This window comes from Rhizobium sp. NZLR8 (assembly GCF_019685025.1).
GTDB lineage: Bacteria > Pseudomonadota > Alphaproteobacteria > Rhizobiales > Rhizobiaceae > Rhizobium.
Genome location: NZ_JABDVY010000003.1, coordinates 474,551 through 493,185, shown reverse-complemented (window position 1 = coordinate 493,185; position 18,635 = coordinate 474,551). Strand labels below are relative to the sequence as shown.

At 60.4% G+C, this 18,635-nt stretch carries 20 protein-coding genes and 1 pseudogene; 10 read left to right on the top strand and 11 right to left on the bottom strand.

Annotated elements, in window-relative coordinates:
* Positions 1-96: 96 nt before the first annotated feature.
* The 4 genes from HJB89_RS09880 to HJB89_RS09865 form a co-directional block, all read right to left on the bottom strand.
* Positions 97-1,068 carry a beta-ketoacyl-ACP synthase III gene (locus HJB89_RS09880; protein ID WP_207584282.1) on the bottom strand — a complete coding sequence of 324 codons (972 nt, stop codon included), beginning with the start codon at positions 1,066-1,068 and terminating at the stop codon, positions 97-99.
* 20 nt (positions 1,069-1,088) lie between these two features.
* Positions 1,089-2,135 carry a phosphate acyltransferase PlsX gene (gene plsX / locus HJB89_RS09875; RefSeq protein ID WP_164008837.1) on the bottom strand — a complete coding sequence of 349 codons (1,047 nt, stop codon included), beginning with the start codon at positions 2,133-2,135 and terminating at the stop codon, positions 1,089-1,091.
* Positions 2,136-2,233: 98 nt separating this feature from the next.
* Positions 2,234-2,788 carry a DUF177 domain-containing protein gene (locus tag HJB89_RS09870; protein WP_221149668.1) on the bottom strand — a complete coding sequence of 185 codons (555 nt, stop codon included), beginning with the start codon at positions 2,786-2,788 and terminating at the stop codon, positions 2,234-2,236.
* 11 nt (positions 2,789-2,799) lie between these two features.
* On the bottom strand, positions 2,800-3,471 hold the full coding sequence (locus tag HJB89_RS09865) for a ubiquinol-cytochrome C chaperone family protein (protein ID WP_221139881.1): 672 nt from the start codon (positions 3,469-3,471) through the stop codon (positions 2,800-2,802).
* Between the two features lie 137 nt (positions 3,472-3,608).
* Between HJB89_RS09865 and HJB89_RS09860 the strand changes: the two genes are divergently transcribed.
* Complete coding sequence (locus HJB89_RS09860; protein WP_207583736.1) at positions 3,609-4,142, top strand: outer membrane protein assembly factor BamE; 534 nt, start codon at positions 3,609-3,611, stop codon at positions 4,140-4,142.
* 129 nt (positions 4,143-4,271) lie between these two features.
* Here the strand turns inward: HJB89_RS09860 and HJB89_RS09855 are convergent, their stop codons facing one another.
* The 4 genes from HJB89_RS09855 to HJB89_RS09840 all read right to left on the bottom strand — a co-directional run bounded on the left by HJB89_RS09855 (position 4,272) and on the right by HJB89_RS09840 (position 7,764).
* Positions 4,272-6,410, bottom strand: coding sequence for a sodium-translocating pyrophosphatase (locus HJB89_RS09855; RefSeq protein ID WP_207583735.1), 2,139 nt, complete (start codon positions 6,408-6,410; stop codon positions 4,272-4,274).
* A gap of 199 nt (positions 6,411-6,609) precedes the next feature.
* The gene (gene nusB / locus HJB89_RS09850; RefSeq protein WP_207583734.1) at positions 6,610-7,092 is read right to left on the bottom strand and encodes a transcription antitermination factor NusB; all 483 of its coding nucleotides are present in this window, start codon (positions 7,090-7,092) and stop codon (positions 6,610-6,612) included.
* Positions 7,093-7,095: 3 nt separating this feature from the next.
* Positions 7,096-7,551, bottom strand: coding sequence for a 6,7-dimethyl-8-ribityllumazine synthase (ribH, locus tag HJB89_RS09845; RefSeq protein WP_003574043.1), 456 nt, complete (start codon positions 7,549-7,551; stop codon positions 7,096-7,098).
* Between the two features lie 3 nt (positions 7,552-7,554).
* On the bottom strand, positions 7,555-7,764 hold the full coding sequence (locus HJB89_RS09840) for a hypothetical protein (RefSeq protein ID WP_221131518.1): 210 nt from the start codon (positions 7,762-7,764) through the stop codon (positions 7,555-7,557).
* 133 nt (positions 7,765-7,897) lie between these two features.
* Between HJB89_RS09840 and HJB89_RS09835 the strand changes: the two genes are divergently transcribed.
* The 9 genes and pseudogenes from HJB89_RS09835 (at position 7,898) to rfbA (ending at position 16,183) form a co-directional block, all read left to right on the top strand.
* Positions 7,898-8,257 carry a hypothetical protein gene (locus HJB89_RS09835; RefSeq protein WP_221131517.1) on the top strand — a complete coding sequence of 120 codons (360 nt, stop codon included), beginning with the start codon at positions 7,898-7,900 and terminating at the stop codon, positions 8,255-8,257.
* A 169-nt stretch (positions 8,258-8,426) separates the two neighbouring features.
* Positions 8,427-8,945: a cupin domain-containing protein gene (locus HJB89_RS09830; RefSeq protein ID WP_221149667.1), complete on the top strand. Its 519-nt coding sequence runs from the start codon at positions 8,427-8,429 to the stop codon at positions 8,943-8,945.
* 10 nt (positions 8,946-8,955) lie between these two features.
* Positions 8,956-9,471, top strand: coding sequence for a GNAT family N-acetyltransferase (locus HJB89_RS09825; protein ID WP_207583731.1), 516 nt, complete (start codon positions 8,956-8,958; stop codon positions 9,469-9,471).
* 243 nt (positions 9,472-9,714) lie between these two features.
* Entirely contained in the window at positions 9,715-10,521 is an 807-nt protein-coding gene (locus HJB89_RS09820; protein ID WP_221149666.1) for a hypothetical protein, read from the top strand.
* 250 nt (positions 10,522-10,771) lie between these two features.
* Positions 10,772-12,783 (top strand): annotated as a pseudogene (locus HJB89_RS09815) (glycosyltransferase family 1 protein).
* Positions 12,773-13,351: a dTDP-4-dehydrorhamnose 3,5-epimerase gene (gene rfbC / locus HJB89_RS09810; RefSeq protein ID WP_221149664.1), complete on the top strand. Its 579-nt coding sequence runs from the start codon at positions 12,773-12,775 to the stop codon at positions 13,349-13,351. Before HJB89_RS09815 ends, rfbC begins: the two are co-directional and overlap by 11 nt.
* A 6-nt stretch (positions 13,352-13,357) precedes the next feature.
* On the top strand, positions 13,358-14,413 hold the full coding sequence (gene rfbB / locus HJB89_RS09805; protein WP_221149662.1) for a dTDP-glucose 4,6-dehydratase: 1,056 nt from the start codon (positions 13,358-13,360) through the stop codon (positions 14,411-14,413).
* 2 nt (positions 14,414-14,415) lie between these two features.
* Positions 14,416-15,303: a dTDP-4-dehydrorhamnose reductase gene (gene rfbD, locus HJB89_RS09800; RefSeq protein WP_207583726.1), complete on the top strand. Its 888-nt coding sequence runs from the start codon at positions 14,416-14,418 to the stop codon at positions 15,301-15,303.
* A gap of 10 nt (positions 15,304-15,313) precedes the next feature.
* The gene (gene rfbA, locus HJB89_RS09795; RefSeq protein WP_164577669.1) at positions 15,314-16,183 is read left to right on the top strand and encodes a glucose-1-phosphate thymidylyltransferase RfbA; all 870 of its coding nucleotides are present in this window, start codon (positions 15,314-15,316) and stop codon (positions 16,181-16,183) included.
* Between the two features lie 46 nt (positions 16,184-16,229).
* Here rfbA and HJB89_RS09790 read toward each other — a convergent pair whose 3' ends face one another.
* Genes HJB89_RS09790 through nrdR form a run of 3 tightly spaced genes read right to left on the bottom strand, consistent with a single transcriptional unit; the run spans position 16,230 to position 18,634 of the window.
* Positions 16,230-16,841, bottom strand: coding sequence for a riboflavin synthase (locus tag HJB89_RS09790; RefSeq protein ID WP_221115246.1), 612 nt, complete (start codon positions 16,839-16,841; stop codon positions 16,230-16,232).
* The gene (gene ribD / locus HJB89_RS09785; protein ID WP_221131513.1) at positions 16,841-18,154 is read right to left on the bottom strand and encodes a bifunctional diaminohydroxyphosphoribosylaminopyrimidine deaminase/5-amino-6-(5-phosphoribosylamino)uracil reductase RibD; all 1,314 of its coding nucleotides are present in this window, start codon (positions 18,152-18,154) and stop codon (positions 16,841-16,843) included. The genes HJB89_RS09790 and ribD overlap by 1 nt, the downstream gene beginning before the upstream one ends.
* 3 nt (positions 18,155-18,157) lie before the next feature.
* Positions 18,158-18,634 (bottom strand): transcriptional regulator NrdR, encoded by a 477-nt coding sequence (gene nrdR, locus HJB89_RS09780; RefSeq protein WP_003547190.1) that lies wholly within the window; start codon positions 18,632-18,634, stop codon positions 18,158-18,160.
* Position 18,635: the final 1 nt, after the last annotated feature.

Below are 18,635 nucleotides of genomic sequence, written 5' to 3'. Positions count from 1 at the left end.
GCCCACTACAAATATTTTGTGAAATCGCATGAAGAGTATTTGTCTTGCGCCTTACGGTCAAGCTCTTGTTCGCCGCCAGTTTTTTAGGATTCGTGCCTACCAGCGCAGCAGAACGGCGCCCCAGGTGAAGCCGCCGCCCATCGCTTCGAGCATCACCAGGTCGCCCTTCTTGATGCGGCCATCGCCAGCAGCGGTCGCAAGTGCAAGCGGGATCGAGGCCGCCGAGGTATTGCCGTGCAGATCGACTGTGATGACGACCTTCGCCGCATCGATATTCAGCTTCTTGGCCGAACCGTCGATGATGCGCCGATTGGCTTGGTGCGGCACCAGCCAATCGAGGTCATCGGCTGTCGTGCCGGTCGAATCGAAAGCCGCCTGAATGACATCGGTGATCATGCCGACGGCATATTTGAAGACCTCGCGGCCTTCCATGCGCAGCTTGCCGACGGTGCCCGTCGTCGACGGTCCGCCATCGACATAGAGTTTTTCCTTGTGAGAGCCGTCCGAGCGCAGATGCGCGGTCAGCACGCCGCGATCGGCAACAGTCCCCTCGCCCTCGGTCGCTTCGAGCACGATCGCGCCGGCGCCGTCGCCGAAAAGCACGCAGGTGGTGCGGTCGTTCCAGTCGAGAATGCGCGAAAAAGTCTCGGCGCCGATGACGAGAACGCGCTTTGCAAGCCCGCCGCGGATATAGGCGTCCGCCGTCGTCACCGCATAGACGAAACCAGTGCAGACGGCCTGGACGTCGAAGGCGAAGCCGTGACTCATGCCGAGGCGGTTCTGGATATTGACCGAGGTTGCCGGAAAGGTGTTATCCGGCGTCGAGGTGGCACAGATGATGAGATCGATATCATCAGGCGTCAGGCCGCCATTGGCAAGGGCTGCGCGCGCCGCGGCCTCGCCGAGCGACGCCGTCGTCTCGTCATCGCCAGCGAGATAACGCTGGCGGATGCCGGTGCGCTGGACGATCCATTCGTCTGACGTGTCGACGATCGCCTCCATGTCACCATTGGTCATCACGCGCTTCGGAAGTGCGGCTCCGAACCCGCGAACCACTGAACGGATCATAGTCGATTGAACCCCATTGCTCATGCAGCTTCCGGGCCCATGGGGGGCAGCCGCTTGGCATGATATTTCTTAAGATCGTTTTCTATTTTCTGATTGAGGCCGTTCTTGGCCATGTCGTAGCCGACTTCGATGGCCGCGGCGATGCCTTCGGCATTCGCCCCGCCATGGCTCTTGATGACGATGCCGTTCAGGCCGAGAAACACGCCGCCATTGACCTTGCTCGGATCGAGCTTCTCGCGGAGCATGTCGAAGGCGCTTTTGGCGAAGAGGTAGCCAATGCGGGCGAGCAGCGTGCGCGACATGGCGGCACGCAGATATTCACCGATCTGCTTGGCGGTGCCTTCAGCGGTCTTCAGAGCGATATTGCCGGAAAACCCTTCGGTGACGACGACGTCGACCGTGCCCTTGCCAAGGTCGTTGCCCTCGACAAAGCCGGAATATTCAAGCGAATCGATGTTTGCCTCGCGCAACAGCCGACCGGCTTCCTTGACCTCTTCCTGGCCTTTCATTTCCTCGACGCCGACGTTCAGAAGGCCGACCGTAGGACGTTCGACCTCGAACAGCGCCCGCGCCATGGCGCCGCCCATCAGAGCAAAATCCATCAGTTGCTGGGCATCGGCGCCGATCGTCGCACCGACGTCGAGCACGATGCTCTCCCCTTTAAGCGTCGGCCAGATCGCGGCGATCGCAGGGCGCTCGATATTGGCCATCGTGCGCAGACAGAACTTCGCCATCGCCATCAGCGCCCCGGTATTGCCGGCCGAGACCGCAACATCGGCCTCCCCCGTCTTCACCGCCTCGATCGAGCGCCACATGGTGGAGATGTAGCGGCCGCGGCGAAGCGCCTGGCTCGGCTTCTCCTCCATGCTGACGGCAAGCTCGCAATCGTGAAAGAGCGATTTTTCCCTAAGCTTCGGAAACTTGGCGAGAACCGGATCGCACTGTTCCTTGAGACCGTAGAAAACGAAGGAAATATCCGGATGCCGATCCAACGCCTTGGCGGCGCCGGGAATGACAACCTGGGGACCAAAGTCGCCACCCATGAGGTCGAGAGATATTCTGATCACGCGTCCCTGATCCTTCTTTTCGCCGATGGCGAAATTTCGGCCAAAATACCGGTTTTGGCGTCGCTTACAACTGAATTATGTCAAATGCCAGAGACGCTTCAGTCCTTTTTCCAATCCTTGAGGGCAGCGAAAGCCGAGGGCTTTTTGTCGTCTTCGCCGCCATCCTCGATATGGCCGTCGAATTCGATGTCCTTCTTGCGCGGATAGGGATCGATCGCCAGAGCGGCAAATTCGACAACCAACTCGCCGGCATCGATCGTATCGCCGACAAAGGTCTCGGGCAGATCAGGGCCGTCCGGATCGAGCAACATCTCGCCGGCGTCATTACCGGCCTGGCGGGCAAGCTTGGAGCCGTCCGGCACGAAGATCTGCTCGAAGCTCTCGTCGATGGCGGATTCGACCGGTTCCAGCGTAATGACGCAGGACTGGACGAGCTTCGCCTTTACGCGGCCCTTGATGCGCACGCCGTCGCGTTTCCAGCGGGCGATCTGCAGGTCGGCGCTGAGATTGTCGACCGAGACAATGTTCCAGGTCTCGGCAAGCCCCTTCAGTTCCTTGGCGTCTGCCTCGACGTGGACCTCGACGGGGTTGGCCGAGATATGGCCGACCTTGACGTGATAGGAGAAGGGAACATTGTCCCGATTGTTCTTCATCGTTTCCTCCTTCAATCGACCGGTGGCCAAGTGACCGGTGGGGTGGCGACCGGTGGGAGCGCTGCCGAACCGGTGGCGATCTCCTCTTCGGCAATGGCGGATAAATGCGCTTCCGCGGCGATCATCCACCCGGCGAGGCCGGACATATCGGCCGGTGCCGAGCTTTCCGGGTAGATATTGCGCGTGAGTGCCCCAGAGAGCGCTTCGGCATCGCCCGTGTCCATCGCCTTCGAATAGGCTTCGAGGCGGCCATAAAACATGCCGGCGAGCTTCTTCATCCGCTTCGGCACGCTGTTGTCGCCGATGCCGAGTTCACGGATCGAATAGTCGATATCCTGGAAGAAAGCGTCGACGATCTCCTGGGCGATCTCCTGGCCGCTGGTGCCGGAAGCACGCGTGCGGCGAAAAAATAGAATCATGACGATCGACAGCATCTCGAAACGGCCCATGACCGTGTCCGGCACATTGAGCCGCTGATAAATCTCAGGCATGCGCGCGGCCGCCGTCAGCGCCGCATATTGCCTGTCGACGATTGCTTGATTGTTGTTTTTCTTACGGAAGAGCCCGAAGATCATTGTTTTTTCCGGAAATGCCTCATTCTTCACGCCGGCTGGCCTCTGGCCTTGTTGCATGATTTCGAAAGCTGGTTTACCGAAGCAGGCGCGAATTGCAATGCCGATCATGGCCAGTTTCGGGACGACGCCTTCGATGCGTCAGCGAAGCGAATTCGGGACATTTGACCCGGAATGGCCACAATGGTTTTGCAGGAGGTAAAGCGTGCAAGGCCCAAAATGGCTGCTATCGATACTCAAGGGAGTAGATGTCGTTGAAGAAACGGTATTTCAAGTCTGACGTGAAATTCTTCAGCAGTGCGGCCATTGCCTTCATAATCGCCTCCACCACCGCTCTTTCCGGTTGCCAGACCAGCACCGTGCTCAATGGCGGATATGTCGCCGACCAGCAGTCGCTGAACCTCGTTCCGGAGGGCTCGAGCCGCGAGCAGGTGCTGCTTTCGCTCGGCACCCCGTCGACGACGGCGACCTTCGACGGTGAAGTCTTCTATTACATTTCGCAGCGACGCACGCGTGCGGTCGCCTTCCAGAAACTGAAAGTCGTCGATCAGAGCGTTCTGGCGGTCTATTTCGACAAGGACGGCGTCGTCAGTCGCCGCGCCAACTATACCCTGCAGGACGGCAAGGTGTTCGACACGGTCGGGCGCGTCACGCCGACCGGCGGCAAGGAACTCACCTTCCTGCAGCAGATGCTCTCCGGCGGCAGTGCCGCGAGCGCTGCCCGCAGCCTGTTCGGCGGTGGCGCCGGCGGTACGCCGCAGAACCCAAGCAGCCTGCGCTGATCGAATACACCTCATACGAAAACCCGCCGGAGCAGCTCCGGCGGGTTTTTTACTTCATAATTCAAGGCGTTACAGCGTTCTTCTCCGTGTCAGGCGCCGCGGCGAACCGCGGTGCCTGCACACGATGGCTCAACCGGCGAGAACGGCGAGCAGCAGCAGCGCAACGATGTTGGTGATCTTGATCGCCGGGTTGACGGCGGGGCCGGCGGTGTCCTTGTAGGGATCGCCGACGGTATCGCCAGTGACCGAGGCCTTGTGCGCATCCGAGCCCTTCATGTGACGCACGCCGTCCTTGTCGACGAAACCATCCTCGAAGCTCTTCTTGGCATTGTCCCAGGCGCCGCCACCCGATGTCATCGAAATGGCGACGAAGAGGCCGTTGATAATGACGCCAAGCAGCGATGCGCCGAGCGCAGCAAAGGCCGAGGCTTTGGAGCCGGAGATGAGAAGAACGCCGAAATAGACGACGATCGGCGCCAGCACCGGCAACAGCGACGGCACGATCATCTCGCGGATGGCGGCCTTGGTCAGAAGGTCGACGGCCCTGCCGTAATCCGGCTTTTCCGTGCCCTCCATGATGCCCGGTTTTTCCTTGAACTGACGGCGAACTTCCTCGACGATCGCACCGGCCGCACGGCCGACGGCGGTCATTGCGATGCCGCCGAAGAGGTAGGGAATGAGACCGCCGAAGATCAATCCCGCCACGACATAGGGGTTGGAAAGATCGAAGGAAATTTCGCCTATGCCGGCGAAATAAGGGAACTTGTCGCCATTCGCCGCAAAATATTTGAGGTCGTAGGAGTAGGCTGCGAAAAGAACCAGTGCGCCGAGGCCGGCGGAACCGATGGCATAACCCTTGGTGACGGCTTTGGTCGTATTGCCGACAGCATCGAGCGCATCCGTAGATTTACGCACTTCCGGCGGTAGATGCGACATTTCGGCGATACCGCCGGCATTGTCCGTCACCGGTCCGAATGCGTCGAGGGCGACGATCATCCCGGCAATACCCAGCATCGCCGTGACCGCAATGCCGGTGCCGAAAAGGCCGCCGAGCTGGTAGGTGGCGAGAATGCCGCCGACGATGACGATCGCCGGCAGTGCCGTCGATTCCAGCGAGACGGCCAGGCCCTGGATGACATTGGTGCCGTGACCGGTGACCGAGGCCTGGGCGATCGAGACGACCGGACGCTTGCCGGTGCCGGTATAATATTCGGTGATCACCACGATCAGCGCGGTGACGACGAGGCCGACGATGCCGCAGAAGAAGAGGTGCGCGCCTGAAATGTCGACGCCGCCGACCGTGCCGAGCGAGCCCCAGCCGACCGTCAGCGAGGTGGCGGCGCCGAGACCGACGATCGACAGCAGGCCGGTGACGATGAGGCCCTTGTAAAGAGCGCCCATGATCGAGCCGTTCGAGCCGAGCTTGACGAAGAAGGTGCCGATGATCGAGGTGATGATGCAGGCACCGCAGATCGCCAGCGGATAGATCATCGCAGACTGGAGGATCGGCGCTCCGGCAAAGAAGATCGAAGCGAGGACCATGGTGGCGACGACGGAAACCGCATAGGTCTCGAAAAGGTCGGCGGCCATCCCGGCGCAGTCGCCGACGTTGTCGCCGACATTGTCGGCAATCGTTGCCGGGTTGCGCGGATCGTCTTCGGGAATGCCGGCTTCCACCTTGCCGACAAGGTCGCCGCCGACATCGGCGCCTTTGGTGAAGATGCCACCACCGAGACGGGCGAAGATCGAGATCAGCGAAGCACCGAAGCCCAGCGCCACCAGCGCATCGACGACTTCGCGCGAGCCGCTCTCATGGCCGAGGCCGAAGGTCAAAATGGTATAGTAGATGGAGACGCCGAGCAGTGCCAGGCCAGCCACCAGCATGCCGGTGATCGCACCAGACTTGAAGGCGATGTCGAGGCCGGCGGAAAGGCTCGCGGAAGCAGCCTGGGCGGTGCGCACATTGGCGCGGACGGAGACGTGCATGCCGATGAAGCCGGCAGCCCCGGAAAGCACAGCGCCGATCAGGAAGCCGATGGCGGCCGTGGCGGAAAGAAGCAGCCAGGCTGCGATGAAAACGACAACGCCAACAAGGGCAATGGTTCTGTACTGGCGCGTCAAATAGGCTTGAGCGCCCTCGCGGATATAGCCCGCGATCTCCTGCATGCGGCTGTTGCCCTGATCGGCGGCAAGCACCGACCGAGTTGCCCAGGCGGCATAGACCACCGAGAGCAGACCGCATGCAATTACGCATAAAAGAATGGTCATTTCGCTCTTTCCTCCCATAGGCCGGAGATCACTCCTTCTCCGGCAAAAACGCCGCCGAATCGCCTTTCCTCTCCACAGAAATGCCACAGCTAAGCGGTGCGGAGATTGCTTGGTCGATTACGTGGCGTCAAGACCGCAACAGGCGAAAAACCGTTGCAGTTCAAAGAAAGAGGCGGGAGATTGTTTGGCGGCTAAGGAGTTATTTCTTCGCCTCGCCGCGGACCTGCTTCGCGATGCGGTCGAGCACGGCGTTGACGAGCTTCGGCTCGTCGTCATCGAAGAAGGCCTGGGCGATCTCGACATATTCGGTGACGATGACCGCCACCGGGACGTCCTTGCGGTCGGTGATCTCGAAGACGCCGGCGCGCAGGATGGCGCGCACGGTGCTGTCGAGACGCGACAAAGCCCAATCATCCTGCAGGGCCGCAGCAATCAGCGGATCAAGATGGGTCTGATCGCGCACGACGCCGGAGACGATCGAACGGAACCAAGCGGCGTCGGCCTTCAGATAGGTCGCGCCGTCGAGTTCCTGGCCAAGACGGTGCGCCTCGTATTCGGCGACGATCTCCAGGACACCAGTGCCGCCGACATCCATTTGATAAAGCGCCTGAACGGCAGCAAGTCGGGCAGCGCCCCGCTGGTTTGCAGTCTTGACCGGCCGTTCCGTCTTGTCGTCGTTCATTCGTTATGCACCCAATTTCTGCTTCAGCTCGATCATGGTCAGAGCTGCGCGAGCGGCAAATCCGCCCTTGTCTTTATCCGAGCGGCGCGCACGCGCCCATGCCTGTTCGTCGTTTTCGACGGTCAGAATGCCGTTGCCGATGGCAAGGGACTCGCTGACCGCAAGATCCATCAAAGCCCGCGAGGATTCATTCGATACGATATCGAAGTGATAGGTCTCGCCGCGGATGACCATGCCAAGCGCGACATAGCCATCATAATGCGTTCCACCATTGTCGTCTCCATCGAGCGACATGGCAATCGCCGCTGGAATTTCCAGTGCGCCGGGAACCGTGACGACCTCAAAGGTGGCGCCGGCCTGTTCCAATGCGAAGGTGGCGCCTTCGAGCAAGGCGTCGGCCATGTCGTCGTAGAAGCGGGCCTCAACGATCAAAATATGGGGAGCGGTCTCTCTCGGCATGGTTCACCTTCGTTTTGCGGGGCGTTTTCCACTCGGCAGGCCGCGGTCAAAACATGCCTTCGCAGGAATGGCAAGCACTTTCGCCCGATGCCGCAACGCCAAAATTGAAATATCAGCAAAGGGATAGCCGCGCCACGGCTGCGTCAGCGGGCAAGCCTTTGAAATCAGCTTTTCCGGATGCCTGGAAGACGGCAATTCAAAGGCCGTATTCATGAACAATTCTTAATGGATTTTCAGTGACTTAACCCATTGAATCGCGAAAGGGACAACGCCAATTCCATGTCGTGACGCAGACGATCCCCTGCAACGACAGTCGACCGTCAAAGCAGATGAAAAGGATACTATCATGAACCGCGTTGTCACCATCACTATCGCCGCCGCCCTCTCCTCCCTCGGATTTGCCGGCGTCAGCCGGGCCGAAAGCCTTGGGATGAACACTGCCCAGGGTATCGAGCAGACACTCAGGAGCTTCCACGGCAACGATTTCAACGTCGAGCAGGTCCATAACTGGCGCAACCTCGACGACGAAACGACCGGTCCGCGCTCGGCGCCGGAACGTTCCGGCCAGGCCGTTCACGGCATCCAGGCCTCGATCGACGCCAACAGGTCGCTTGCCCATCGGCTTAACAATGAAGGCGTCGATGTCCGTAACATCGTCAATGCCGAACAGGCAGCCGACGGAAGCTTGACCTTCTACGTCCGTTGACGCTTCAGCGCATCGCGTCCCATCGGTGCGCGGCGCTCAAAGCATGGGCGGCGGTCTCCTCTCCGCCCATGCCGGGGATTTCCCAGGCCAGATAGGCCCAAATAGGCCCAAATAAGCATTGAATTATTCGCCGCGATGATGGCTTCTCTCCCTGCAACAGGAGGACATCATGGCGACGGAACCGAACGCGGTGATCAATACCGCCGATCTCAAACTCGACCACTGGAAACAGGGCGAGTTCTATGAAAGCGCCGATACTTCGTTCGGCACGCTTCTCGGCTTGGCCGGTCTCGGTGTCAGCTACAACGAAGTGCCGCAGGGCAAATCGGGCTGCCCCTTCCACAATCACCACGTCGAAGACGAGCTTTTCTATGTAATAGCAGGCGCCGGCGAATACCGCTTCGGCGACGAGCGCCATGCGATCAAGGCGGGAGACGTGCTCGGCGCGCCGGCCGGTGGGCCGGAGACGGCGCACCAGATCATCAATACCGGCACTGCACCGCTCGTTTATCTCGGCATTTCGACGGTGGCGAAGACCGAAATCGTCGAATATCCCGATTCCGGAAAGTTTCTGGCCAAAACCAACAGGGCCAAGACCAACAGCGACGATAGCAACCCCGGGCGCTTCCGCCATATCGGACGGCCGGAGGGCGATCTCGACTATTGGGATGGCGAACCCGGAGCGTGAAGGACCCGATATGACCGACATTCCGACCCTCGAAACGGAACGGCTGACGCTCCGCCCTCACCGCCTCGCCGATTTCGAGATGCATGCAGTGCTATGGGCGGACGAAGACGTCGTCCGCTTCATCAGCGGTGTACCGTCGACGCGAGAGCAGAGCTGGAGCCGCATGCTGCGCCTTGCCGGCATGTGGCACCATATGGGCTTCGGCTTCCTTGCAATCATCGAAAAGGCGAGCGGCCGGTTCATCGGCGAGGCCGGTTTCATGGAATCCCGCCGGGAGATGACGCCGTCGATCGAGGGAACGATGGAGGTCGGCTGGGCTCTGATGCCCTCGGCGCACGGCCGCGGTTATGCCACCGAGGCGCTGACCGCCCTGATCGGCTGGGCGGAGAGTTATTTCCCGGGAAAACCGATGAGCTGCATCGTCAGCCCGGAAAACCAGGCCTCGTTGAGGGTCGCAGCCAAACTCGGTTTTCGCGAGACTACGCGCACGCAGTATAACGGCGAGATCATTCAGTTTTCGCGTTAGGGAATTCCGCCAAACGGGCAGCGCAGCGCGCGCCATTGTGGGCTTGCTGACACTTGCCGATATCGCCAACGGCAACAGCAAGCTCAAGCAAAAGGATGTCGACGACCTCAGCTTGCGGCACCCGACTTCATCCCCGAATGGGTCCTTCGCACCGGCTACGCGCAAGGAACGCGCTTTAGGGTCGCCACAGAGGCAGATACCTTCGCCCCCTTACGCCCCATCCATAAGAGGCTAATTACAAATATGACCATTTACATTGTTTGCCATAAGGATTTGCCGAGCTACCCTCCTCCCGCGGGCTCGAAAATCATATGGCTCAATTCTAAACTTCCTCTGGAAAACAAGGGTATGGACGTCATTGCCGGTTATGATTTTTTCAGTGAGCCGGAGGAGCTTCACGCGAAATTGTCGGGATCGCTTGGAACGATAGTCATTGCAAAAGTCGTTTCGGAAGAATCAGTAAAACCTCGTAACATTACTATCTGGCAGTATCGTAAATTTCTAACGCGACTAAAAATAGGAACACCGAATCCCGAATATCCCGGGATGAATACAACGACGTCAGAAGAGGCAGACATCACAAGACCGGAGAATCCGGCGCTTTTTTCAGAAAGTTTCTTTCTACCTCGGCCGTTAAATCTCCATAACATATCTCAACACTATGCACGCTTTCACAGTATTGTTGACTTTATGAGATATACGGCGCTCTCAATCGAAGCAAACAGTTTAACGCAAGCCGAAGCTTTGAATTTTTTTAATTCCAGCACTTTCGTTCCAGGAGGCATTGAACTCGGCACGTATCCGACGGACTGGTGGCTGGAAACTTTTGTGCGCCTTGTCGCGCCGTCTTTTGAATTTGCGAAACGATATCAACCGTTTCAAGCCGAAGATCCCGTGCAGAAACGTGCGATCTCATTTTGCCAGGAGCGTCTGGGAAGCTATCTTCTCATCAAACGGATAGCCGAACTCTATGGCAATAGCCTACCTGGGTCCTTGTTCGGGGATATCGCTACCGTATCGAATGATGGGGTCTATAAAAGCGGCGTATAAACCGAGCGGCCCAATTCCAAACGTAACATCGCAACTGCGGCACTGGCAGCAGGAGCGGCTGAGCCAATAAATCTGGCTAGAGAAATTGACTGCGGATCGTCGAGTTCCCACACCCCTCCAGGCTGATCAGCGAAAGTTCTGCGAACAGTGTGGCGCAAGCTTCAACTCAAATAGTAGGCACCAAACAGGCTCGAATTGCCGTTCTGCGGATTGCCTATGCAGACGGTAACCATTCGCGAAGGACAAAACCTTGACGATCAATCAGCCCATTTCCGCTCTACCGGCCGGTCTTCCTGATCTGGCGCTTCTCACGGAGAAGGCTGCCGGCACGGGATCCGTGATTATCTATCAGCCTTATCTCGATCCTTCGCAGCGCAGTCAGCTCGATGCCGCTGCCATGCCGCTCGACATCTCGTTCAATACGCACGCTACGACCCGCGAATATGAGCTCTTCCTCACCCTGCATCAGCATCACGAGGCGATCGGCCTCGGCGACGACGTGTTCTGGGGGCTACTCTCCAGCAAATTCGAGATGAAGTCGGTGACGAGCTTCCCGTCCTTTGTCACCGAGGCGGAAAAGGCCAGGGCAGAGGGTGCGGATGCCTATCTTTACAATCCGCTGATCGGCCACGCGGCGATCTACAGCAATGTCTGGGAACATTCGCTGCTTGGCGGTCACCCCGGCATGGAGCCGATCTTTCTGCATATCCAGGAGCTCGGCTATCCGATCGCGCCGCCGCAGGACAAGACTGCCTTCATGTTCTGCAACTATTTCTGCGGCAATCGGAAATTCTGGTCCGGGTATATCGCCTTTTGCGAACGCATTCTCGAGTCGCTGGAAAACCAGGCGTGCGCTGGCACGGCCGCGGGCACCGCCTATGCCGGCACGGCTCACTATTCACGCGATGCCAACGCGACGATGCGCCCCTTCGTGATCGAGCGTCTGCTCGGGCTTTATGTCCAGCAGGCCATCGCCTCCGGATTGAAGATCGCCGCCTTCGTACCGACCGTTGCCGATTTCGAATGGAAGTTCGGTGTCCGCCTCGGCCGGTTGCTGCATGGCCTCTTCGCCGCCAAGGAAGCCTTTCTACGGAGCCGTGACGAGGCTCTCCTGACCACGTGGCAGCAAGGCCGCCAGCCGCTCATCAAGCAGCCGCATCTGATTTGGGGGGCTGATGATCCGCCCGGCTGGATGCCGCGCGGCCAATTCATCGGCGACCGCGAATTGATGCGCGCCCATGCTCCGCAGGCTTCAGGCGCCTCTCCGGTGCAGCAGCTGCAGGTACGGACGGACAGGCCCGCTATGCCAGCCGCGCCGAAAATCGAGCAGCCGCTCCACAACGCATTGCAGCCCTTTGCCGGCGGGTGGCAGGCACACAAGGACCGTCATTGCATCTGGATCGTGACGCCCGAAAACTACAATCACAGCCACGCCTTCGATGAAGTCGCACTCGGCTTGCAAGGCGCCTTCGAAGAACTCGGCGGCTCGGCACCGATCGTCCGCGACATGGACGCATTCGCCGGCCGTGCGCCGATCATCTACGGCGGCAATCTTCTCGCCCCCGAAATCGTCAGCCATCTGCCGAAGGACAGCGTCGTCATCAATCTAGAGCAGGTGTCCGAAGAAAGCATCTGGATCAATTCGCGCTACACCTCGATCCTGAAATCGCTTCCGGTTCTCGACTACAGCCCGCGCAACCGGGAAAATCTCGCCGCCAAGGGCATTGATCACGCCGGTGTCCTCGAAATCGGTTATAGCCGCTGCCTCAGCCAGATACAGCACGCCCCCGTCAAAGATATCGAAGTGCTCTTCTACGGCTCGATAAACGAACGCCGCCACCATATCCTGACGACGCTGAAGGACGGCGGGCTCAAGGTCGCGCATCTCTTCAACATCTATGGTGCGGAACGCGATGCGGCGATTGCCCGCGCCAAGATCGTCATAAACATCCATCATTATGCGAGCGGCGTCTTCGAGATCGTCCGCATTTCCTATCTGCTCGCCAATCGCGTTTGCGTGCTGACGGAAGGCGACATCAACGATCCAGACCTCCAACCCTTCATCGGCGGCTTGGCAATTGAGCCCTATGACGACATGATCAAGCGCTGCTACAAGCTGATCGCAGATGCCGACGAGCGCGATGCCATTGCCGCGACAGGCCTTGCGGCCATGCGGAGCCGCTCGCAGGCGGACATGCTGATGAGCGTCATGAAGGCTGGCGCCTGATGAAGGCCGCAGAAAAGGTACGTCATGCGCATTGAGGCCGCGGCCATCGAGGGCATCGTCGCAATTACGCCGCCACGCTTCGGCGATCACCGCGGCTACTTCTCCGAGGTATTCAAGGATGCCTGGTTCCGGGAAAATGTGGCCGACGTCACGTTCATCCAGGACAATGAATCGCTTTCGGCGCAGGCCGGCACCGTCCGGGGGCTGCATTTCCAGATCCCGCCCTTCGCACAGGGCAAGCTGGTGCGCTGCCTTGCCGGCCGGATCATGGATGTCGTCGTCGATATTCGCGAGGGATCACCGAGCTTCGGCAAATGGCTCGCTCAGGAGCTCTCGCCGGAGACCGGCAAGCAGCTCTGGATACCGGCCGGTTTTGCACACGGATTCGCAACGATCGAGCCGAACAGCGTCATCAGCTACAAGGTAACCGCACCCTACAGCCCGCAGCATGATCGGGGCATCGCGTGGAACGATCCGGTGATCGGCATTCGCTGGCCCTTCGATGAGAGAGACATGGTGTCGTCCGACAAGGACAAGACGCTGCCGCGGCTCGCCGATCTGCCAGGCCATTTTTCCTATTCAGCACAGCAACCCCAGGATTGATCGACGATGCGCATACTGGTCACGGGCGGAGCGGGCTTCATCGGATCGGCATTGGTGCGCCATCTCGTCAGCGAGATCGGCGCCGAGGTAATGAATGTCGACACGCTGACCTATGCCGGCAATCTGGCATCGCTGACATCCGTCGAATCGGCGCCGAACTATCAATTCCTGCGCGCCGACATCTGCGACCGCGCCGGGATGCAGGAAGCATTCGAGTCCTTCCGCCCTGATACCGTCACGCATCTCGCGGCAGAGAGCCATGTCGACCGCTCGATCTCGGGCGCGGCCGATTTCATTCAGACCAACATCGTCGGCACATTCAGCCTGCTGGATGTCGCACGGCACTATTGGGATGGGCTTGACGCCCGCCGCAAGAGTGCCTTCCGCTTTCTGCACGTCTCGACGGACGAGGTCTACGGCTCGCTCGGCGATGAGGGCCTGTTCGAGGAGAGGACGCCTTACGATCCGTCCTCGCCCTATTCCGCCTCCAAGGCCGCGAGCGACCATCTGGCGATCGCCTGGCACCGCACCTACGGCCTGCCCGTCGTCGTCTCCAATTGCTCCAACAACTACGGCCCGTTCCATTTCCCGGAAAAGCTCATTCCGCTGACGATCCTGAACGCGCTGGAGGGCAAGCCTCTTCCGGTTTACGGCAACGGCGCAAATGTCCGCGACTGGCTCTATGTCGAAGACCACGCCCGCGCGCTCTTCACCATTGCATCCAGAGGGCGCCCCGGCGAAAAATACAATGTGGGCGGCCGCAATGAGCGCAGGAACATCGATGTCGTTCATCGCATCTGCGCTATTCTCGACGGCGTCTACAGCGACAAGGCACCGCATGCACGTCTGATCACCAACGTCACGGATCGCCCCGGACACGACGCACGCTATGCGATCGATGCCTCGAAACTCGAAGGCGAACTCGGCTGGAAAGCGCAAGAGACCTTCGAAACCGGCATCGAGAAGACCGTGCACTGGTACCTGGAAAACGAATGGTGGTGGAGGCCGCTGCGCGAAAACGTCTACTCCGGCGAACGCCTCGGCGTTTTCAAGGAAGGATAGCGATGCGCATCGCCGTCACCGGCAAACGGGGCCAGGTCGTTCAGTCGCTGCTCAGACGTGGCGCCGAAACGGGCGTCGAAATCAGCGCGGTCGGGCGCCCGGAAATGGACCTCGCGAATCCCGAAAGCATCGCAGCCGCCTTTCCGGCTCTGCGCCCGGATGTGATCGTCTCGGCCGCCGCCTATACGGCGGTCGACAAGGCCGAGAGCGAAGCCGAGCTTGCTTTTTCCGTCAACGCGGCGGGCGCCGGGGCGGTTGCCGAGGCTGCCGCGCGGATCAGGGTCCCGATCATCCACATTTCGACCGACTATGTCTTCAGCGGCGACAAGGCCTCCGCGTATTCTGAAGAGGATACGACGGCGCCGATCTCCGTCTACGGACGTTCGAAGCTTGCGGGCGAGACGGCCGTCGCGGCGGCGAACCCGAACCACGTCATCTTGCGCACCGCCTGGGTCTATTCGCCCTTTGGCACCAATTTCCTGAAAACGATGCTGCGACTTTCCGAGACGCGCGATCATCTCCGTGTTGTCGCCGATCAGACGGGATGCCCGACCTCGGCACTCGACATCGCCGACGCGATTCTTGCGATAGCAACCCGTATCGTAGCGGACCCTGCGCCATCGCTCCGCGGCACCTTTCACCTGACCGGCAGCGGCGAAGCAAGCTGGGCTGATTTCGCCGAAGAGATATTCACGGAGCTTTCTAAATCCGGCGGCAGAAACATCGGCGTCGAGCGCATCCCAACGGCGGACTATCCGACACCGGCGAAGCGTCCCGCCAATTCACGTCTCAACGGCGACAAGCTCGCCAGGACATATGGAATCCGGCTCCCGGAGTGGAAGCAGTCTATGACGATTGTCATGCAAGACCTTTTGAATAAGGGTCTTTAAGGAGATGGGCATGAAGGGCATTATTCTCGCCGGCGGCACAGGCACGCGTCTGCATCCGATCACGCAGGCGGTCTCGAAACAGTTGATGCCGGTCTACGACAAGCCGATGATCTACTATCCGCTGACGACGCTCATGCTCGCTGGCATCAGGGAGCTGCTGATCATCACCACGCCTCACGACGTCGAAGCCTTCAAGCGCCTTCTCGGCGACGGCTCGCAATGGGGAATTTCGCTGACCTATGCCGTACAGCCGAGCCCGGACGGCCTCGCCCAGGCCTTCATCATCGGCGCCGACTTCTTGCACGGCGACAGCTCGGCACTCGTTCTCGGCGATAACATCTTCTACGGGCACGGACTGCCGGAAATCATGAAGTCCGGCACGAGCCGGCGGGAAGGAGCGACGGTGTTCGCCTATCACGTCACCGATCCGGAACGCTATGGCGTTGTCGGCTTTGACGAAAAGATGAATGCGCTGTCGATCGAGGAAAAACCGAAAGAGCCAAAATCGAACTGGGCGGTGACCGGCCTCTATTTCTACGACCAGCAGGTGGTCGATATCGCTGCCAACCTGAAGCCGTCACCGCGCGGCGAATTGGAAATCACCGATGTCAACCGCACCTATCTTGAGCGCGGCCAGCTTTTCGTGGAGCTGATGGGCCGGGGCTATGCCTGGCTCGACACCGGCACGCCGGACAGCCTGCACGATGCAGCAGGTTTCGTCAGCACGCTGGAGAAACGCCAGGGCTTCAAGATCGCCTGCCCCGAGGAAGTCGCCTGGCGCATGGGTTACATCTCGCAGGACGACCTCGCCAAGCTCGCGGAGAAGCTCGGCAAGAGCGCCTACGGCCAGTATCTGACGAAGCTGTCCCCGGATTGGTGAGCTATTTGACCGGCGCGCGCCCTGGAAACCGGTACAGGTTTTCGATTCAGGCGCTCGGGAATTCAGCCAGCCGGGCGGCGTAACGCGCCATGGTGTCGACTTCGAAATTGACGAAATCGCCGGCCTTACGCTCGCCCCAGGTGGTGACCTCGAGCGTGTGGCGGATGAGCAGCACGTCGAAATCCGTGCCGTCGACCGCATTGACCGTCAGCGAGGTGCCGTCGAGGGCGATCGACCCCTTGGGGGCGACGAATTTGGCCAGATGCTCCGGCGCTCGCAGACGGTAGCGTGTGGCGTCGCCCTCCGATGTCACAGAGAGGATTTCCGCCTTGCCGTCGATATGGCCGGAAACGATGTGGCCGCCGAGTTCATCGCCGATCTTCAGCGACCGTTCGAGATTGATGCGGCTGCCTTCCCGCCAGGTGCCGATCGTCGTCAGCCGCAACGCCTCTTCCCAGGCCTCAACCTCGAACCAGCGGCCGTTGCTGCCTTCGTCAGGAAGTGCGGTGACGGTCAGGCAAATGCCGGCATGCGAGATCGAGGCGCCCATATCGATTGTCGTCGGGTCATAGGCGGTCGCGACCCGCAGCCGGATACCTTCCTTCAGCGGGGAAACGGATTCGACCGTGCCGACATCGGTGACTATTCCGGTAAACATCAAAGCCCTCTTTCGTATTCGTCCAGGCGATCTTCGCCGAACATCAGCGTGCCCGTATGGGCAAAACCCGATGGTATGTCGGTTGCATCAAGCGGCGATTCAATACCGCCTTCGCCGATGACGAAAGGCGCCCGGTAAAGCTGGATGCGATCGACGAGGCCCGCCTCGAGGAAAAGCCGCGCGGTCTTGGCGCCGCCCTCGACCAGGAGCGAGGAAATCCCGCGTGTTGCCAAGGCCGGCAACAGGACTTCCGGGCGATAGGGATTGCAGTAGACGATCTCGACACCGGCGGCTTCGAGTGCGGTGCGTCGGGAGTCCAAGTCCGTAGCGGCGGCGGGTGCGTTACCCCCCTCCGCCCTGCCGGGCATCTCCCCCACAAGGGGGGAGATTGGCTGGGGGCTCGCTCCCAGCTCCACATCCGGCGAAGACGATCCGTTGCTAACAGAAGCCGGGGAATTCGGGTCTCGCTCCTTGCCGATCTCTCCCCTTGTGGGGGAGATGTCCGGCAGGACAGAGGGGGGTAACCCCTCGGCATCCGCCGTCAATGGCGAAACATCCTCACTCGCGACCAAGATCACCGGCACTTGCCGCGCCGTCGTGACCAGCTTGCTCGTCAGCGGCAATGCCAGCGACGGATCGAGCACAATGCGGATGGGTGACTGCGCTTCAAGACCTGGCGTCCGCACCGTCAGCAGCGGATCGTCTGATAGCGCGGTGCCGATGCCGACGAGGATCGCGTCGGTTTCGGCGCGCAGCGCCTGCACCTCAGCGCGGGCTTCCGGGCCGGTGATCGCCACTTGGCCCGCCCCTTGACGGCCGATCATGCCGTCGGCAGAAACGGCAAGCTTGAGAGTCACATAGGGCCGATTCTTCGTCTGGCGGGTGAGATAACCGGCGAGCGAACGCCGGCCTTCCGCCTCCAGCACGCCGGAATCCACCTCGATGCCGGCATTGCCCAGTATGGCGATGCCGCGGCCGGAGACGCGCGGATCGGGATCGGTGACGCTGATCACGACGCGGGCAACGCCATAGGCAATCAGCGCCTCGGCGCAGGGCGGCGTCTTGCCGTGATGCGAACAGGGCTCGAGCGTCACATAGGCGGTGGCGCCGCGGGCAAGCGCGCCGGCCTCGGCGAGCGCCTGCGTCTCGGCATGCGGGCGGCCGCCCACAGCGGTGACCGCACGACCGACGATGACGCCGTCCCTGACGATCAGGCAGCCGACGGAGGGATTGGTGGCGGTGCGGCCGAGATGCCGGCGCGACAGGCGAATCGCCGCCGCCATGAAATTCTCGTCATGCGGCGTGACGCTCATGGCTCACCTATCCAGCGGGTCGCGGGCGATCTTGGCGTTGATTTCGGAAATCACCTTTTCGAAATCCTCGGCGAGCGAGAAATCCCGATAGACCGAGGCGTAGCGCACGAAGCCGACATCATCGAGGCTCTTCATCGCTTCGAGCACCTGCAAGCCGATCTGCTCGGAGGAGATTTCGGTCTCGCCGGAGCTTTCCAGCCGGCGAACGATGCCGGAAACGGCGCGCTCGATGCGGTCACGCTCGACCGGGCGTTTGCGCAGCGCAACTTCGAAGGAGCGCACCAGCTTGTCGCGGTCGAAGGGCACCTTGCGGCCGGTCTTCTTGATGACCATCAGCTCGCGCAGCTGCACACGCTCGAAGGTGGTGAAACGGCCGCCGCAATCCGGACAGATACGCCGCCGGCGGATGGACGTGTTGTCCTCCGCCGGGCGCGAATCCTTGACCTGAGTATCTTCCGAACCGCAATAGGGGCAGCGCATC

Excerpts from the sequence above, each read along its gene's own strand:
- HJB89_RS09835 (WP_221131517.1), top strand. The coding sequence starts at position 7,898 with ATGAACCGCGTTGTCACCATCACTATCGCCGCCGCCCTCTCCTCCCTC.
- rfbB (WP_221149662.1), top strand. The coding sequence starts at position 13,358 with ATGCGCATACTGGTCACGGGCGGAGCGGGCTTCATCGGATCGGCATTG.
- HJB89_RS09820 (WP_221149666.1), top strand. The coding sequence starts at position 9,715 with ATGACCATTTACATTGTTTGCCATAAGGATTTGCCGAGCTACCCTCCT.
- HJB89_RS09840 (WP_221131518.1), bottom strand. The coding sequence starts at position 7,764 with ATGAATACGGCCTTTGAATTGCCGTCTTCCAGGCATCCGGAAAAGCTG.
- HJB89_RS09790 (WP_221115246.1), bottom strand. The coding sequence starts at position 16,841 with ATGTTTACCGGAATAGTCACCGATGTCGGCACGGTCGAATCCGTTTCC.
- rfbC (WP_221149664.1), top strand. The coding sequence starts at position 12,773 with ATGCGCATTGAGGCCGCGGCCATCGAGGGCATCGTCGCAATTACGCCG.
- nrdR (WP_003547190.1), bottom strand. The coding sequence starts at position 18,634 with ATGCGCTGCCCCTATTGCGGTTCGGAAGATACTCAGGTCAAGGATTCG.
- rfbD (WP_207583726.1), top strand. The coding sequence starts at position 14,416 with ATGCGCATCGCCGTCACCGGCAAACGGGGCCAGGTCGTTCAGTCGCTG.
- HJB89_RS09880 (WP_207584282.1), bottom strand. The coding sequence starts at position 1,068 with ATGATCCGTTCAGTGGTTCGCGGGTTCGGAGCCGCACTTCCGAAGCGC.
- ribH (WP_003574043.1), bottom strand. The coding sequence starts at position 7,551 with ATGCCGAGAGAGACCGCTCCCCATATTTTGATCGTTGAGGCCCGCTTC.
- rfbA (WP_164577669.1), top strand. The coding sequence starts at position 15,314 with ATGAAGGGCATTATTCTCGCCGGCGGCACAGGCACGCGTCTGCATCCG.
- HJB89_RS09860 (WP_207583736.1), top strand. The coding sequence starts at position 3,609 with ATGTCGTTGAAGAAACGGTATTTCAAGTCTGACGTGAAATTCTTCAGC.
- HJB89_RS09825 (WP_207583731.1), top strand. The coding sequence starts at position 8,956 with ATGACCGACATTCCGACCCTCGAAACGGAACGGCTGACGCTCCGCCCT.
- HJB89_RS09865 (WP_221139881.1), bottom strand. The coding sequence starts at position 3,471 with ATGATCGGCATTGCAATTCGCGCCTGCTTCGGTAAACCAGCTTTCGAA.
- HJB89_RS09830 (WP_221149667.1), top strand. The coding sequence starts at position 8,427 with ATGGCGACGGAACCGAACGCGGTGATCAATACCGCCGATCTCAAACTC.
- ribD (WP_221131513.1), bottom strand. The coding sequence starts at position 18,154 with ATGAGCGTCACGCCGCATGACGAGAATTTCATGGCGGCGGCGATTCGC.
- nusB (WP_207583734.1), bottom strand. The coding sequence starts at position 7,092 with ATGAACGACGACAAGACGGAACGGCCGGTCAAGACTGCAAACCAGCGG.
- HJB89_RS09855 (WP_207583735.1), bottom strand. The coding sequence starts at position 6,410 with ATGACCATTCTTTTATGCGTAATTGCATGCGGTCTGCTCTCGGTGGTC.
- HJB89_RS09870 (WP_221149668.1), bottom strand. The coding sequence starts at position 2,788 with ATGAAGAACAATCGGGACAATGTTCCCTTCTCCTATCACGTCAAGGTC.